The organism is Methylobacterium sp. SyP6R, assembly GCF_019216885.1.
Classification (GTDB): Bacteria; Pseudomonadota; Alphaproteobacteria; order Rhizobiales; family Beijerinckiaceae; genus Methylobacterium.
The window spans coordinates 5,577,913-5,592,743 of record NZ_JAAQRC020000001.1 but is presented as its reverse complement, the minus strand read 5'-3'; the positions used below and the strand labels follow the sequence as shown (position 1 = coordinate 5,592,743).

Sequence of the window (14,831 nt, the reverse complement as noted above, 5' to 3'; positions counted from 1 at the left end):
TCACGGCGGGATGTCACATGGCCGGCCGCTCCCGCGGCGAGCTAGAGCAGCGACGCCGGGCGGCAATCGTCCATCCGGCCAAACCCGCCGTTTTCGAATGCCGCGACGCGGCGTCCGCTCACCCCCAGGGCCGCCGCATGTTCACGACCGAGCTCCTCGTGATGACCTCCGCCGCCCTCGGCGCGATCGTCATCGTGCTCGCCGCCCGGCCAGGCGCGACCTTGCGCACGAGCCTGCCGCGGCTGCCCGGCGCCGCCCGTCGGCCCGCGGGCCGCTGAGCTCCCCCGCCCCGCGGGCATCGCGAGGATTTCGGGGAGATTTCCGGATGTTGCCGCGGTTTTTCGTGCGGTGCAGCACCGCGGGAACCCGGAAAGGCTGCTAGACTTCGGACTTCAGATTGCCGCCCCGGCGGCATGCCGAATCCGAAGGAGCTGACCCGACCGTGCCGCATGCCTCCGAGCTGATTGCCATCATCGCCCTCGGGCTCGTCTTCGCGTTCGTCGGCGGCATGCTCGCGCAGCGTCTGAAGCTGCCGCCCCTGGTCGGCTATCTGCTCGCCGGCGTCGCGGTCGGGCCGCACACGCCGGGCTTCGTCGGCAACGCGGAACTGGCCGGGCAGCTGGCCGAGATCGGCGTGATCCTGCTGATGTTCGGGGTCGGCCTGCATTTCTCGATCGGCGACCTTATGTCGGTGCGCGCCATCGCGCTGCCCGGCGCCGTGGTGCAGATCGCGGTCGCCACCCTGATGGGGCTGGCTCTCAGCGTCGCCTGGGGCTGGGGCCTCGGCGCCGGTCTCGTCTTCGGCCTCGCCCTCTCGGTCGCCTCGACGGTGGTGCTCCTGCGGGCGCTCGAAGAGCGCAGCCTGCTCGATTCCGACAAGGGCCGCATCGCCGTCGGCTGGCTCATCGTCGAGGATCTGGCGATGGTGCTGGCCCTCGTCCTGCTGCCGGCCCTCGCCGGGCCGCTCGGCGGCGAGAGCGCGGGTGCGGCACACGGCATCGCCGGCGACGGCAACATCTGGCTCACCCTCGGGCTGACCTTCGCCAAGGTGGCGGCCTTCGCCGGGCTGATGCTGGCCGGCGGCCGCCGGGTGGTGCCCTGGCTCCTCGACCAGGCCGCCCGCACCGGCTCGCGCGAATTGTTCACCCTGGCGGTCCTGGCGCTCGCGCTCGGCATCGCCTACGGCTCGGCGGAGCTGTTCGGCGTCTCCTTCGCCCTCGGCGCCTTCTTCGCCGGCATGGTGCTCGCCGAATCCGACCTCAGCCACCAGGCCGCGGCGGATTCGCTGCCGCTCCAGGACGCCTTCGCGGTCCTGTTCTTCGTCTCCGTCGGCATGCTGTTCGACCCGACGATCCTGCTGCGCGAGCCGCTCGCCGTGCTCGCCACCCTGGCGATCATCCTGGTCGGCAAGTCGCTCGCGGCGGTCGCCATCGTGCTGGCCTTCCGCCATCCGCTCTCGACGGCGCTGACCATCGCGGCGAGCCTCGCCCAGATCGGCGAGTTCTCGTTCATCCTGGCGAGCCTCGGCATCGGCCTGAAGCTGCTGCCGCCGGAAGGCCGCGACCTGATCCTGGCCGGCTCGCTCCTGTCCATCACCCTCAACCCGCTGATCTTCGCCGCCTTGAGCCGGCTCGCCCATTTCGTCGAGGGCAAGCCGGCGCTCGCCGCCCGGTTCGAGCATCGCGGCGGCGCCATCGCGGTCTCCGCCCATGCCAGGGGCCGGGAGGGGCACGCGGTGGTGATCGGCTACGGCCGGGTCGGCGGCGCCATCGGCAAGGCGCTCGCCGCCTGGGAGCTGCCCTTCGTGGTGGTGGAGCGCGACCGGCGCCGGGTCGAAGAACTGCGCAATGCCGGCATCGCGACGGTGTTCGGCGATGCCGGCGCGACCGGCATCCTCGACGCGGCGGATATCGGGCGGGCGCGCCTGCTGGTCGTCGCGAGCCCGGACGCGCACCAGGCCCGCCGCCTGATCGAGATCGCCCGCGAGGCCAATCCGGGCATCGACACGGTGGTGCGCACCCACAGCGACACCGAGCGGCGCAACCTCGAGGAGGAGAAGGTCGGCCTGGTACTGATGGCCGAGCGCGAGGTCGGCTTCGGCATGGCGCTCTACGCCCTGCGCAGCTTGGGACTCAGCGAGGGCGAGGCCCGCCTTTTCATCGATACAAGCCGGGCCGAGAGCCGGGCCGAGCCTGCGGCGGAGGCCGAGCCCGAACTCGGCGCCCCGGAACTGCGGCCGCACCGCGAGGCGCCGGCGGAATCGTGACGCCGCCCTCCCCCCGCTTCATGACCGAACCGCAATCGTCCGGCCAGCATCGCGAAAACTCGGCCGTGCCAGTGTCTCCTCGCTTGGTCCAGAGGAGTTGCACGATGTCGCAGCCGCAGATGGAGCGTCCGGCCGGGCTGATGGTGTGGCACGGCACCCGGGCCGCGCCGGGCCCCCGGGAGATGCGCCGCTACCCCACCCTGCGCGCCGCCCTCGCGGCGGCGGCGCGCGCCGACGATCCCGAGACCCTGCCCTGGATCGTCACCGAGGACGGCGCCGTGCTCAGCCCGCACTGGATCGACGATCACGCGCCCCGGAGCGTCGCGCGCCCGATCCGGCTGCCTTCCTGAAATCTCGCCTGAAATCCTGCCTGAATCCTCGCCCGAAATCGGGCCGCGCGGACGGCTTGCGGCGTTCGGGCGCTCACGCTCGCCTCACCCTCGTGCTATCGTCGTCCGACGAGCACGAATCGCCATGACGAGCCTGCGCAAGACCGCCCCCGCCCGCCCGGCCACGATCGCGGCAGCCACCCACGGCTACGCCGCCGCGTCCCTCCGGCTGCGCCGCGCCGCCAACGACAACCGGCCGAGATCGGGCCGCCGACGCACCCTGACGCTGATCGCCGGCCTCTGGCTCGCCGGGCTTGTGGCGGCTGGGGTCGCGCTGTGGCGTACCGGCGGGTTCTGAGACGGGGGCTCCGCAGAGACGCGTCCCGTCCAAGGGACGGCGAAAACACGAAGGCGCGCCCGCCGGGCGGCCTGAGCCGCCGGACGAACGCGCCGGAAAAAGGCTGAACCCGACTGGTTCGGCTCAGCGGGCGTGGTGGTGACGGTGCATGCGGCGGTGCTTCATCATGCGCTTCTTGCGCATGGTCGGCTGCATGGTCGCGCGCGGAGCGGCACCCATGGCCGGGCCGCCGCCCGGAGCACCCATCTCGCGCTGCTGGCCGGCGAGCGGGCCACCGGCCTGCGAGCCCGAATTGTTGTAGGGCGAACCGCCCTGAGCGAAGGCCGGAACGGCGGCAGCGGTGAGGACGGCCGCGACCAGGCAGGAAGTCAGGATCTTCATCGGGCACCTCAAGAAGGCCAGCCCATCACGCGGGCCGTGCTGAGAAGACGCGCACGGCCGCGTTTGGTTTCATGGCTCCGCTGCAATCGGCGTTCGTCTTGTGGATAAGGTCCGGCCAGAGATCGATCCTTCGGCCGGCCCCATCCCCGGCCGGCTCACCAGCTGGTGATCACCGCGCCGCCGAACTTGGTCTCGATGAAGGCCTTCACCTCGGGCGAGCGGTAGGATTCGACGAGGGTCCTGACCCAGGGCTTGTCCTTGTCGGCGCTGCGCACCGCGATCACGTTGACGTAGGGGCCCTTGGGGTCCTCCTTCAGGATCGCGTCGCCGGGCTTGAGGCCGGCGGCGGTGGCGTAGTTGGTGTTGACCGCGGCCGCATCGACGTCGTCGAGGGAGCGCGGGGTCTGGGCCGCGTCGACCTCGATGATGCGCAGGCGCTTCGGGTTCTCGGTGATGTCGGCGACGCTCGGCTTGAAGCCGACATCGGGCTTGAGCTTCAGGAGCCCCTTGTCCTGGAGCAGCAGCAGGGCGCGGCCGCCATTGGTCGGGTCGTTGGGGATCGCCACCGTGCCGCCGGCGGGCACCGCATCGAAGCTCTTGTGGCGCTTCGAGTAGACGCCCATCGGGAAGTTCACCGTCTGGGCCACGCTCTCGATCTTGTAGCCGCGATCGGCCTTCTGGTTGTCGAGATAGGGCTGGTGCTGGAACGAGTTGGCCTCCAGCTCGCCGGACGACAGAGCCTCGTTCGGCACGACGTAATCCGAGAACTCGACCACCTGAAGGTCGATGCCCTTCTTGGCGGCGATCGGCTTGACCGCCTCCAGGATCTGGGCGTGCGGGCCCGGCGTGGCGCCGATGCGCACGCGCTGGGTCTGGGCAAGGGCCGGCAGGCCGGCGGTGGCGAGGAGGACCGCCAGGGTGAGGGTACGCAGCATCGAATTCACGCTCCGAGGGTAAGGGAAAATGGGATCAGCCGTGGCGCAGGCGCTTGTTCATGCGCCGCGCCAGCCGGTCGCCGAGGGTCTGGACCAGCTGCACCAGGACGATCAGCACCACCACCACGGCGAGCATCATCTCGGGCATGAAGCGCTGGTAGCCGTAGCGGATGCCGAGATCGCCCAGGCCCCCGCCGCCGACGGCGCCGACCATCGCCGAGAAGCCGATCAGCGACACCACCGCCAGGGTGAGGCCCAGCACGATGCCCGGCAGAGCCTCGGGGATCAGCACCTTGAGGACGATCTGCAGCGGGCTCGCCCCGAAGGCGCGGGCCGCCTCGACGAGGCCGCCATCGACCTCCCGCACCGCGCCCTCGACGAGGCGGGCGATGAACGGGATCGCCGCGATGGTGAGCGGCACGGTGGCGGCGTTGGTGCCGATCGAGGTCCCGGCGACCAGCCGGGTGAACGGGATGATCGCCACCACCAGGATGATGAACGGGGTCGAGCGGGTGGCGTTGACGACGAGGCCGAGCACCCGGTTGAGCCAGGGCGCGGCCAGGAGTTCGCCGCGGCCGCTGGTGGCGAGGAACACGCCGAGCGGCAGGCCGACCAGCGTGCCCAGCGAGGCCGCCACCGCCACCATCTGCAGCGTGTCGATCGTGGCCTGGACGAGGAGGCGGGTCAGTTCAGGCGACATGACGCGGATCGGTCCGAGAGGGATTCTGGAGGCGGGGCGCGGCGGTCTGCTGCCAGCCGGCGAGGTCGAGGGTGCCCAGCATCTCGACGTCGAGGCCGCGGGCGGCGAGGAAGGCCTGCGCCCGTTCGACGATTGCGGGCTCGGGGGGAATCCCGACCACCAGGGTGCCGAAGGGGCGGCCGGCGATCTCGTCGACGGTGCCGGAGAGGATGCCGGCCGGGATGCCGGCGTCGCGGGCGAGCTGCGCCAGAACCGGATCGGTGGCGTGCGGACCGCGGAAGGTGATGCGCAGGACCGCCTGTTTCCCCTCCCCGGCCGTCAGGCCGGGGCTGAGGCGGCCGGCGAGCGCCGGCGGCAGGGTGCGGCCGGTCTCCTCGTCGAGGAAGGTGCGGGTGATCGCGGCTTGCGGCCGGGTGAAGACCTCGAACACGTCGCCCTTCTCGGCGATGCGGCCGCCGTCGAGCACCGCGACCTCGTCGGCGATCGCCCGGATCACCGCCATCTCGTGGGTGATGAGCAGGATCGTCAGGCCGAGATCGCGGTTGATCCGGCCGAGCAGGTCGAGGATCGAGCGGGTGGTCTCGGGGTCGAGGGCCGAGGTCGCCTCGTCGGAGAGCAGCACCTTCGGGTTGGTGGCGAGCGCCCGCGCGATGCCGACACGCTGCTTCTGGCCGCCCGACAGCTCGGCCGGGTAGCGGTCGGCCTGGGGGCCGAGCCCGACGAGGTCGAGGAGTTCCGCGACGCGAGCGCGGATCGCGCGCTTGTCGGCGCCCGCCACTTCGAGGGGCAGCGCGACGTTGCCGGCCGCCGTGCGGGCCGAGAGCAGGTTGAAGTGCTGGAAGATCATGCCGATGCCGCGGCGCTCGGCCCGCAGGGCGGATTCCGACAGGCTCGAGATCTCGGCCCGATCGACGATCACCCGGCCCCGGCTCGGCCGCTCCAGCCCGTTGACCAGGCGGATCAGCGTCGACTTGCCGGCGCCCGAGCGGCCGATGACGCCGAGCACCCGGCCGCGCGACACCGAGAGATCGATATCCTCGAGCGCCGTGACGGCGCCGGCGCCACGGCGCGCCGTGTAGGTCTTCGCCACGCTCTCCAGCCGGACGAGCGCATCGGGATCGCCGAGCCGGCCGCTCAGGTCCGCCGGCACGGGCACGCGGACGGGGGCCGTCACGGCGCGCGGGTCCGGGCGGGCGGGGAGACGGGAGCGGTCATGAGGTCCTTCGGCGGGTGTCTTGATCCAGTTGGCAGGCCGGCACAAAAACCCGGAAGCGGACTTTCTGTCAACCGGAATGTTCTTTTTGAAGAACACGCCGGGGGAGAAGGTCTTTTTTCCTCTCACGGCCCCGCCACCTCACCCTCCCGTTGGCGACGGATCGCAGAAAACCGTGCATCCTCGGTGATCTGCCCTTGCCCACCGGGTGCCGCGCGGCCCAGGACGGCACAGATCGCAGGAGCACGCGATGCGACGGCAACCCTTCGGACGCAACCGACCCGCGGTGCCGGTGATCGGGCAGGGAACCTGGTACCTCGACGAGGGCGAGCCGACCGTGGCCGCCGCCGCCCTGAATCGCGGGCTCGATGTCGGCATGAGCCACGTCGACACCGCCGAGATGTACGGCGAGGCCGAGCCGCTGATCGCCGAGGCGATCGGCGACCGGCGCGACGAGGTTTTCCTGGTCTCGAAGGTGCTGCCCGGCAACGCCTCGCGCCGCGGCACGATCGAGGCCTGCGAGCGCTCGCTCAAGCGCCTGCGCACCGACCGGCTCGACTGTTACCTGCTGCACTGGCGCGGGCCGCATCCCCTGCAGGAGACCTTCCGGGCCTTCGAGGACCTGGTGCGGGCGGGCAAGATCCTGTCCTGGGGGGTGAGCAACTTCGACGCCGCCGACCTCGACGAGGCGCTTTCCGTCGCGGGTCCCGACCGCATCGCTTGCAACCAGGTGCTCTACCACCTGGAGGAGCGGGCGATCGAGCACGCGGTTCTGCCCTGGTGCCGGCGCCACGGCGTCGCGGTGGTGGCCTACAGCCCCTTCGGCCATGACAGCTTCCCCGGCCCGGCGACCCCGGGCGGCCGGGTGCTGGCCGAGATCGCGGAGAGCCACGGCGCCACCCCGCGGCAGGTCGCGCTGGCGGCGCTCACCCGCGGCGACGGCGTCCTGGCGATCCCGAAGGCGTCGAGCCCAGCCCATGCCGCCGAGAATGCCGGCGGCGGCAGCCTCGCCTTGAGCGAGGCCGACCTTGCCCGGATCGACGCCGCCTTCCCGCGCGGACCGAAGCCGCGGCACCTGCCGATGCTGTGATGCGCCCTCACGCCCCCCCGCGATCCGGCGCCGCGCAGTCATGCAGGCTGTCGCGCAGGGCCAGGATCTCGTCGCGCAGGGCCACCAGGCGTTCCGCCGGCCGGCCGGAGGCGCAGACGATCTCGTCGGGGAACGGCATCGCCTTGTCGCGTAAGGATGCGCCGGCCTCGGTCAGGCCGATGCGCATCAGCCGCTCGTCCTCGGCGTCGCGGGTCCGCGTCACCAGCCCCGCCGCCTCCAGGCGCTTGAGCAGCGGCGTCAGCGTGCCGGAATCGAGGTAGAGGCGCTGTCCGAGGGTCTTCATCGTCTGCCCGTCCTGCTCCCAGAGCAGGAGCAGCACGAGATATTGCGGGTAGGTCAGGCCGATCCGATCGAGGAGGGGCTTGTAGATCCGGTTGAAGGCGTGCGCCGCCGAATAGACCGCGAAGCAGATCTGGTTGGACAGGTGCAGGGCGTCCGCCTGACCGGGATCATCTCGACCGGCATCCCGGTCGGAATTCCGGGCGACGGTCTCGCGGCGCGCGTCGATCTCGGACATGTCCCGCTCCTCCATGTCCCTCTCCCCTACGTCCCGCTCCCCCATGTCCCGCTCCCCCATGTCCGGCTCCCCCATGTCCGGCTCCCCCATGTCCGGCTCCTCTAGGGCTCCGTCGAGCGGGGCCGGACCGCGGCCCGAGGAACACTCTGCGCCCGGGTTCGTCACGATCATAGCCATGACGGCGCACAAAAACAAATTGCGCGCAATCGGATTTCGATCTATGACCGTGCCGCGGCGCGCCGGGATGCCTCCATCCCAGGCCGCCCGATCTGAGGAGAGCCCCGATGTCGGTCGACGTGAAGTACACCACCCAGGCCACGGCGAATGGCGGTCGCGACGGTCGCGCCCAGACCCAGGACGGCAGCCTCGACGTCAAGCTGTCGACCCCCAAGGAGCTCGGCGGCGCCGGCGGCGCCGGCAACAACCCCGAGCAGCTCTTCGCGGCCGGCTACGCCGCCTGCTTCCTCGGCGCGATGAAGTTCGTCGGCGGCCAGGAGAAGATCGCCGTCCCGGCCGATACCACCGTGACCGCCAAGGTCGGCATCGGCCCGCGCTCCGAGGGCGGCTTCGGCATCACCGCCGACTTGACCATCTCGCTGCCGGGCCTCGACAAGGCGACCGCCGAGACGCTGGTCGAGAAGGCCCACCAAGTGTGCCCCTACTCGAACGCCACCCGCGGCAACGTCGATGTCGGCCTGACGGTCGCGTAATCCGTCGCGGCGGGGCGGCCTCGAGCGCCGCCCCCGTCCCAGCAAGGCGCCCCTCCCCCGGAGCGGGCGCCTTTGTCATATTCAGTCCGGCCGGCGCAGGCAGGCGGCGGCGAGCGCCAGGAAGGCGCGGGCGCGGTGCGAGAGCGCTTCTCGCGTCTCCCAGTCGATGCCGTGCTTGTCCTCCGAGGACAGCTCGCCGAAGGTGAACGGGCTCTCGTCCGGCTTGAACATCGGGTCGTAGCCGAAACCCTTGTCGCCGCGGGGCGGCCAGACCAGTTCGCCGAACACCCGCCCCTCGAACAGCTCCTCGTGCCCGTCCGGCCAGGTCAGGACCAGGGCCGAGACGAAGTGCGCGCGGCGGTCGGTGGCGTCGCGGATGGTCAGCTCGCGCTCGATGCGTGCCATCGCGCCGGAGAAATCCTTCGAGCCGCCGGACCAGCGGGCCGAGAACAGGCCGGGCGCCCCGTCGAGGGCATCGACGCAGAGCCCGGAATCGTCCGCGAAGGCCGGAAGGCCGGTGGCCTGCGTCGCCGCCCGCGCCTTGATGGCGGCGTTCTCCGAGAACATCGTGCCGGTCTCGTCCGGCTCGGGGAGATTCAGCTCCCCGGCCGAGACCGCCTCGACGCCGAAGGGCGCCAGCAGCTCGCGCATCTCGCGCAGCTTGCCGGCATTGTGGGTCGCGATCACGACCCGCCCGGTGAGGAGGCGGCCCATCAGGCGATGGCCTGCTTCTGGAGCGCCACCAGTTCGGCGGTGCCGGTCTTGGCCAGCCGCAGCAGGCTCAGGAACTCCTCCTCGGAGAACGGCTTCACCTCGGCCGTGCCCTGCACCTCGACGATGCCGCCCGAGCCGGTGATGACGAAGTTGGCATCGGTCTCGGCGCCGGAATCCTCGGCGTAGTCGAGGTCGAGGACGGGCGTGCCCTTGTGGATGCCGCAGGAGATCGCCGCGACGTGGTCGCGCATCGGATCGACCGAGATGATCGAGCGGCCGCGCATCCAGGTGAAGCACTCGTGGAGCGCCACCCAGGCGCCGGTGATCGCCGCCGTGCGGGTGCCGCCATCGGCCTGGAGCACGTCGCAATCGACGACGATCTGGCGCTCGCCGACCGCCGGCAGGTTCACCACGGCGCGCAGGGACCGGCCGATCAGGCGCTGGATCTCCTGGGTGCGGCCGGAGGGCTTGCCGGCATTGACCTCGCGCCGGTTGCGGTCGTGGGTGGCGCGCGGCAGCATGCTGTATTCGGCGGTGATCCAGCCCTTGCCGGAGCCGCGCAGCCAGGACGGCCCGCGCTCCTCGAGCGAGGCGGTGCACAGCACCTTGGTCTCCCCGAAGGTGACGAGGCAGGAGCCCTCGGCGTAGCGCGAGACGCCCCGCTCCAGCGTGACCTTGCGCAGCTCGTCGGGGGCGCGCTTCGAGGGGCGCATGGGCAACTCCTGTCCGGGGCGCCGCGCTCGTCGGCGCGACGCTTGAGATTTGCTGAGGGCCGCGCGCTCTTAGGCGCTGGCGCCGGGGGCGGCAAGGGGAACCCGCCTCCCCCGCCGCGAAGCCGGCGGCGCAGAAGGTTGCTAGGCTCCGCCCCCGGCGGCAACCGCCTCGATCAGGCGCAGATGTGCCGGGAGGCAGACCCGCCCGAGGTCGTAGGCGAGCGCGGTCTGCCGCGCCGCCGCCCGCAAGGGGGCGACGAGGGCGGGATCGGCCAGCACGCCGACCACCGCCTCGGCGATCGCGGCCGGCGAGAAGAAATCGACCAGGAGCCCGTTCTCGCCCTGACGGATCACCTCCTCGACCGGCGGGGTCGCCGAGCCGACGATGCAGGCGCCGAGCGCCATCGCTTCCAGCATCGACCAGGACAGGACGAACGGGTAGGTCAGGTAGACGTGGGCCGCCGAGACCCGCAACAGGTCGACATAGTCGCGATACGGGATCTTGCCGACGAAATGGACCCGCGACAGGTCGAGCTCCGCCTTGACCTCGTCGAGGAAGATGTCGCGCCAGGTTCGACCGGCCGGGGGCCTGGCGCCGTAGCTGGTGTCGCTGCCGCCGACGATCACCGCCCGGGCCTTCGGTCGCCGGCGCAGGATCTCGGGCAGGGCCCGCATGAAGCTGTGATAGCCGCGATAGGGTTCGAGGTTGCGGTTGACGAAGGTGACGACCTCGTCCCCGACCCCTAGGGACAGCCGATCGCGGCCCAGCGTGATGCGGGCGCCGGAATCGGGCCGCAGCAGGTCGGTGTCGATGCCGTCGTGGATCACGCTGAGCCGGTCGCGGAACACGGCCGGGAGCCGGCTCGCCTGCCAGGCGGTCGGGCTGACCAGCCGGTCGGAGGCCTCGAAGGCGACGAGCTGCCCGGCATTGCGGGCGCGGGTGCGCCATGCGTCGGCCTCGATACTCGGAAATTCCGGATCGAAGCCGGAATCGGCACCCGTCGCATGGTAGAAGAATTCCGCGAAGGTCAGGAGCCGCGCCCGCGGCCAGACGTCCTTGAGAAACAGCGTCTCGCCCCAGCCGGAATGGCCGCAGATCACGTCCGGATGGAAGCCCTCGGCCTTCAGCGCGAGCGCTGCCCGCGCCGCCGCCTCGCCCCGCAGGGTCGCGGTCTCGAAACTCGCCGCCAGCGGATGGATGCCGGAGGTGGAACGCCCGGCGACCGTGTAGCGCAGGTGGCGCACCCCCGGCAGGACGGGCGCCGGGTTGATACCGAGTGCCACCACCTCGGTGCCGGGCCGCGCGGCAAGAGCCGGGGCGACGTGGCGGTACTGGCCGGGGAAGTTCTGGTGGACGAAGAGAACGCGCATCGGCGGCAGTTGAGTCCTCGGAAACAGGGCCGTCGTTCGGGGGCGAGGCGCGGGAACCCCTCCTCTCCCTGTGGGCAGCGTGCAAGCTTACATACCGTCTCGGAAGCCCAACCCCTCGTACAAGCGAGCATTTTCCCATCCCCAGGCGATACCGGGCAAGACCGGGATCGCCCGGAAGAGGAGAGGCGCGCGACTTCCGAATGGAGAAGCGCTCGGACCGAGGGGGAGTGAATACGCCAAGCCCGTGGGAAGAGGAAGAAACCCGCCGCCGCGCTCGAACCGCCGCCACCGGGGGGATCAGCCACATCGAGATGCTGTCGACGGCGGTGGCCCTCAACCTCGAGGACGCGCCGGCCACCCTCCAGGAGACCTCGGCCCAGGCCAACCCGATCGTCGGGGCGGTGATGGTCGGGGAGCGCCCGCGCCACGTCGTCGAGGGCATGCTCCAGCGCCGCCTGCTCTCCATCGGCATGGCGGCCCTGCCCGTCAATTGCGACGGCGCGCCGTTCGACTGCTCGCACGTCTAACGATGCGCCAGCAGCAATGGCTGGCGATCGTCGAGGACATGGCGGGCTGAAGGAAGGATTGCCGGTGCCCAACGGCTTCGACCAGTCGAAGGAGGCGCGGGAATTCAGCGACATGTTCATGGGTATCGAGCGCAACGGCACGCCGGTCCCGCCCGGCCGCTTCGCGGAAGGTCCGTCGATCGACGGCAACGGGCCGGCTCCACTTCGAGGCCTTCGAGCCGCTGGGCGAGGAACCGGTGCTCGGGCCCGCCCGGCCCGATTCCGGCGCCCAGACAGAGCAGATGACCGCTCCCCCGGCCACCACCAGCAAGACCCGACCAAGCAAGAGCTAGGCCATCCGGCGCAGGCGCGGGCGGAGCCTGCGCCAAGATTGAGCTTGACCTGTGCGCCCCTGATAGGGGATCGATTGCCGTTCCTTAGGGACAGGGCGGCAATCGATCACCAGACCCGACGTCGCCCGGGCCGCCCCCGCCCCCCGGACGAGGCGGACCCACGGTCGGGGAAGGCACATCATGGATTACCAGTACGTCGACGGGCGCCTCCAGATACGACGCACGGAGGAGGAGAAAAAGCCTATCCTCCAGCGCCTCAAGCGCATCGAGGGCCAGGTGCGCGGCCTCCAGGCGATGGTGCAGGAGGACCGCTACTGCCTCGACGAGGTGCAGCAGATGAACGCCATCACGGCAGCGGTGCGCGAGGCGGTGCTCCAGCTCATCAGCACCCATCTCGACGCCTCCGTCGACTACGCGGTGCGCGCCAAGGACCAGGACGGTGCCATCGAGGAGATGGTGCGGGTCCTGCGCGCCGCCCTCCGGCAGACCTGAGAGCCTGCCCCGCGCTGTCCGGTCGCCCTGGCGGCGACGGCGGCCGGGATTATCTAGGGCTCCAAGACCGGCGCGCGGCAGCCTGCGCGCATCCTCGCACGAGCCTTATCCCGCATGTCCGCCTCCGACAGCGAAGCCAATCGCTTCTCCGCCCGCGCCGCCCGCTACGCGAAGGTCGGCGCCAATGTCGGCGGCGTCGCCGCCCGGATGGCCGGTGCGCGGCTCCTCGGCCGCAAGGGCGAGGACGTCACCAGCGCCGCCGCCCTCGCCCAGGCTCTGGGCGGCCTCAAGGGGCCGATCATGAAGGTGGCGCAGCTTCTCGCCACCGTGCCGGACCTGCTGCCGCCGGAATACGCCGCCGAGTTGCAGAAGCTGCAATCCGAGGCGCCGCCGATGGGTGCCGCCTTCGTCAAGCGCCGCATGGCCGCCGAGCTCGGGCCCCAGTGGAAGGACCGTTTCGGCACCTTCGACTTGCGCCCCGCCGCCGCCGCCTCCCTCGGCCAGGTCCACCGGGCCGAGACCCTGGACGGCGTGCCGCTCGCCTGCAAGCTGCAATATCCGGACATGCAATCCGCCGTCGAGGCGGACCTCAAGCAGCTCGAACTCGCCTTCGCGCTTCACCGGCGCATCAGCTCGGTGATCGACACCCGCGAGATCGCCAAGGAGATCGGCGACCGGGTGCGCGAGGAGCTGGACTATACCCGCGAGGCCCGCAACGCCGCCCTCTATGCCGACGTGCTCAAGGGCGTCGAGACGGTCCGCGTCCCGGTCGTCTTCCCCGACCTCTCGACGAAGCGCCTGCTCACCCAGGGCTGGCTCCAGGGCGAGAAGATCCTGAGCTTCACCGGCGGGCCGCTGGAGGTGCGCAACCGCCTGGCGCATGCGATGTTCCAGGCCTGGTGGCACCCCTTCAGCCGCGCCGCGGTGATCCACGGCGATCCCCATCTCGGCAACTACACGGTCTTTTCCGAGGGCGACGAGCCAGCCGGCATCAACTTGCTCGATTACGGCTGCATCCGCATCTTCCATCCCCGCTTCGTCGGCGGCGTGGTCGATCTCTACAAGGGGCTGCTGCACGACGAAGAGGCCCGGATCGTCCACGCCTACGAGACCTGGGGATTCCGCAATCTCACCCGGGACCTCGTCGATACCCTGAACATCTGGGCCCGCTTCATCTACGGGCCGCTGCTCGAGGACCGGGTCCGCACCGTGGCGGACGGCGTCAAGCCGAGCGAGTACGGCCGCCGCCAGGCCTTCGAGGTCCACCGCGCCCTCAAGGAGCGCGGGCCGGTGACGGTGCCGCGGGAATTCGTGTTCATGGACCGGGCGGCGGTGGGCTTGGGCGCGGTGTTCCTGCATCTGCGCTCGGAACTGAACTATCACCGCCTGTTCGAGGCCCAGATCGACCGCTTCTCCCTCGACGACCTCGCCGCCCGGCAGCACGCGGCCCTGGACAAGGTGGGCTTGCCGCAACCGGCCTGATGGCTCGGCGCCTCGCCACCTTAGACCGGGAAAAAGGTGCGGATTCGCACTTCGACCTTCGGCGGATCGGGGCCGCACGAGACGGCCCGAGCCGTCTCCGGTGCCGAAGACGTGAACATCCACAGGGATTTGCAGCCTGGCCGGCGGGATCAGCGTCCCGCGCGGGGTTTGGCTGCGGCTGATTGCCGGGACCTTGGGCATGCGTTAAAGCCCGGCCAACGAGCACAAGACGGGGTCTACCGCATCATGGCCGACATCACACACGCCACCGACTCCGCCTACCGCCCGGAGATGGACGGCCCGTCGCACGAGGCGACCTATCGCGGCTTCGTCACCTTCGTCGAGATCGCCACCGGCGTCGTGATCTGCTGGGTCCTGTCGCTCGCCGTCGGCGGCGTCCGCGAGGCCTGGATCTCGGCCATCGTCGGCGTGGTGCTCGGCGGCGTCGCCGGGGCCATCGGGGCGCTCGCGCCCGGCATCGGCTGGCGCGCTCCCGCCGTGGTGGCCGCTCTGCTCGCCCTCATGCTGGCCTTCTACTGAGGATGCGGGCGGCCTGCCCGCCCCTCCCTCCCGCGCCAGATAAATTGCGCGTGACTTAATCGTGTAGAATTTGTAACGAAAGCCGTTCCCTGGCGACAGGGGACGGCTTTACAGTTGTGGGGCAGGCGTGGCCTTGTACA

18 protein-coding genes are annotated in these 14,831 nt (G+C 70.9%); 10 read left to right on the top strand and 8 right to left on the bottom strand.

What is annotated here, in order from left to right:
• Positions 1-137: 137 nt before the first annotated feature.
• The 4 genes from HBB12_RS25690 (at position 138) to HBB12_RS25675 (ending at position 2,953) form a co-directional block, all read left to right on the top strand.
• Positions 138-278 carry a hypothetical protein gene (locus tag HBB12_RS25690; RefSeq protein WP_236991964.1) on the top strand — a complete coding sequence of 47 codons (141 nt, stop codon included), beginning with the start codon at positions 138-140 and terminating at the stop codon, positions 276-278.
• Between the two features lie 164 nt (positions 279-442).
• Positions 443-2,266, top strand: a complete 1,824-nt coding sequence (locus HBB12_RS25685) for a cation:proton antiporter domain-containing protein (protein ID WP_236991963.1) — start codon at positions 443-445, stop codon at positions 2,264-2,266.
• A gap of 104 nt (positions 2,267-2,370) precedes the next feature.
• A complete protein-coding gene (locus HBB12_RS25680) occupies positions 2,371-2,616 on the top strand; it encodes a hypothetical protein (RefSeq protein WP_442919317.1) in 246 nt (81 codons plus the stop codon).
• Between the two features lie 124 nt (positions 2,617-2,740).
• Positions 2,741-2,953, top strand: coding sequence for a hypothetical protein (locus HBB12_RS25675; protein WP_236991962.1), 213 nt, complete (start codon positions 2,741-2,743; stop codon positions 2,951-2,953).
• 123 nt (positions 2,954-3,076) lie between these two features.
• On the opposite strand, the gene HBB12_RS25670 is transcribed toward HBB12_RS25675, so the two are convergent.
• From HBB12_RS25670 to HBB12_RS25655, 4 genes are all read right to left on the bottom strand, one after another.
• Entirely contained in the window at positions 3,077-3,334 is a 258-nt protein-coding gene (locus HBB12_RS25670; RefSeq protein ID WP_165090534.1) for a hypothetical protein, read from the bottom strand.
• 155 nt (positions 3,335-3,489) lie between these two features.
• On the bottom strand, positions 3,490-4,269 hold the full coding sequence (locus HBB12_RS25665; protein ID WP_236991961.1) for a MetQ/NlpA family ABC transporter substrate-binding protein: 780 nt from the start codon (positions 4,267-4,269) through the stop codon (positions 3,490-3,492).
• Between the two features lie 34 nt (positions 4,270-4,303).
• Positions 4,304-4,969 carry a methionine ABC transporter permease gene (locus HBB12_RS25660; RefSeq protein WP_236991960.1) on the bottom strand — a complete coding sequence of 222 codons (666 nt, stop codon included), beginning with the start codon at positions 4,967-4,969 and terminating at the stop codon, positions 4,304-4,306.
• Positions 4,959-6,143 carry a methionine ABC transporter ATP-binding protein gene (locus HBB12_RS25655; RefSeq protein WP_272913298.1) on the bottom strand — a complete coding sequence of 395 codons (1,185 nt, stop codon included), beginning with the start codon at positions 6,141-6,143 and terminating at the stop codon, positions 4,959-4,961. The genes HBB12_RS25660 and HBB12_RS25655 overlap by 11 nt, the downstream gene beginning before the upstream one ends.
• A 289-nt stretch (positions 6,144-6,432) precedes the next feature.
• Here HBB12_RS25655 and HBB12_RS25650 point away from each other — a divergent pair, with 289 nt between their 5' ends.
• Positions 6,433-7,272, top strand: coding sequence for an aldo/keto reductase (locus HBB12_RS25650; protein WP_236991959.1), 840 nt, complete (start codon positions 6,433-6,435; stop codon positions 7,270-7,272).
• Between the two features lie 7 nt (positions 7,273-7,279).
• Here HBB12_RS25650 and HBB12_RS25645 read toward each other — a convergent pair whose 3' ends face one another.
• The gene (locus HBB12_RS25645; protein WP_442919378.1) at positions 7,280-7,810 is read right to left on the bottom strand and encodes a MarR family winged helix-turn-helix transcriptional regulator; all 531 of its coding nucleotides are present in this window, start codon (positions 7,808-7,810) and stop codon (positions 7,280-7,282) included.
• Positions 7,811-8,094: 284 nt separating this feature from the next.
• On the opposite strand from HBB12_RS25645, the gene HBB12_RS25640 reads away from it, so the two are divergent.
• Entirely contained in the window at positions 8,095-8,520 is a 426-nt protein-coding gene (locus tag HBB12_RS25640) for an organic hydroperoxide resistance protein (RefSeq protein ID WP_099954895.1), read from the top strand.
• 81 nt (positions 8,521-8,601) lie between these two features.
• Here HBB12_RS25640 and rdgB read toward each other — a convergent pair whose 3' ends face one another.
• The 3 genes from rdgB to HBB12_RS25625 form a co-directional block, all read right to left on the bottom strand.
• Entirely contained in the window at positions 8,602-9,234 is a 633-nt protein-coding gene (gene rdgB, locus HBB12_RS25635; protein WP_236991958.1) for an RdgB/HAM1 family non-canonical purine NTP pyrophosphatase, read from the bottom strand.
• Positions 9,234-9,947 carry a ribonuclease PH gene (gene rph / locus HBB12_RS25630; RefSeq protein ID WP_236991957.1) on the bottom strand — a complete coding sequence of 238 codons (714 nt, stop codon included), beginning with the start codon at positions 9,945-9,947 and terminating at the stop codon, positions 9,234-9,236. The genes rdgB and rph overlap by 1 nt, the downstream gene beginning before the upstream one ends.
• A gap of 141 nt (positions 9,948-10,088) precedes the next feature.
• Entirely contained in the window at positions 10,089-11,318 is a 1,230-nt protein-coding gene (locus HBB12_RS25625) for a glycosyltransferase family 4 protein (RefSeq protein ID WP_236991956.1), read from the bottom strand.
• Between the two features lie 311 nt (positions 11,319-11,629).
• Between HBB12_RS25625 and HBB12_RS25620 the strand changes: the two genes are divergently transcribed.
• From HBB12_RS25620 to HBB12_RS25605, 4 genes are all read left to right on the top strand, one after another.
• Complete coding sequence (locus HBB12_RS25620) at positions 11,630-11,845, top strand: hypothetical protein (RefSeq protein ID WP_236991955.1); 216 nt, start codon at positions 11,630-11,632, stop codon at positions 11,843-11,845.
• 512 nt (positions 11,846-12,357) lie between these two features.
• Positions 12,358-12,669 carry a metal-sensitive transcriptional regulator gene (locus HBB12_RS25615; protein WP_236991954.1) on the top strand — a complete coding sequence of 104 codons (312 nt, stop codon included), beginning with the start codon at positions 12,358-12,360 and terminating at the stop codon, positions 12,667-12,669.
• Positions 12,670-12,783: 114 nt separating this feature from the next.
• On the top strand, positions 12,784-14,151 hold the full coding sequence (locus HBB12_RS25610) for an ABC1 kinase family protein (protein ID WP_236991953.1): 1,368 nt from the start codon (positions 12,784-12,786) through the stop codon (positions 14,149-14,151).
• A gap of 246 nt (positions 14,152-14,397) precedes the next feature.
• A complete protein-coding gene (locus HBB12_RS25605) occupies positions 14,398-14,691 on the top strand; it encodes an aa3-type cytochrome c oxidase subunit IV (RefSeq protein ID WP_236991952.1) in 294 nt (97 codons plus the stop codon).
• Positions 14,692-14,831: the final 140 nt, after the last annotated feature.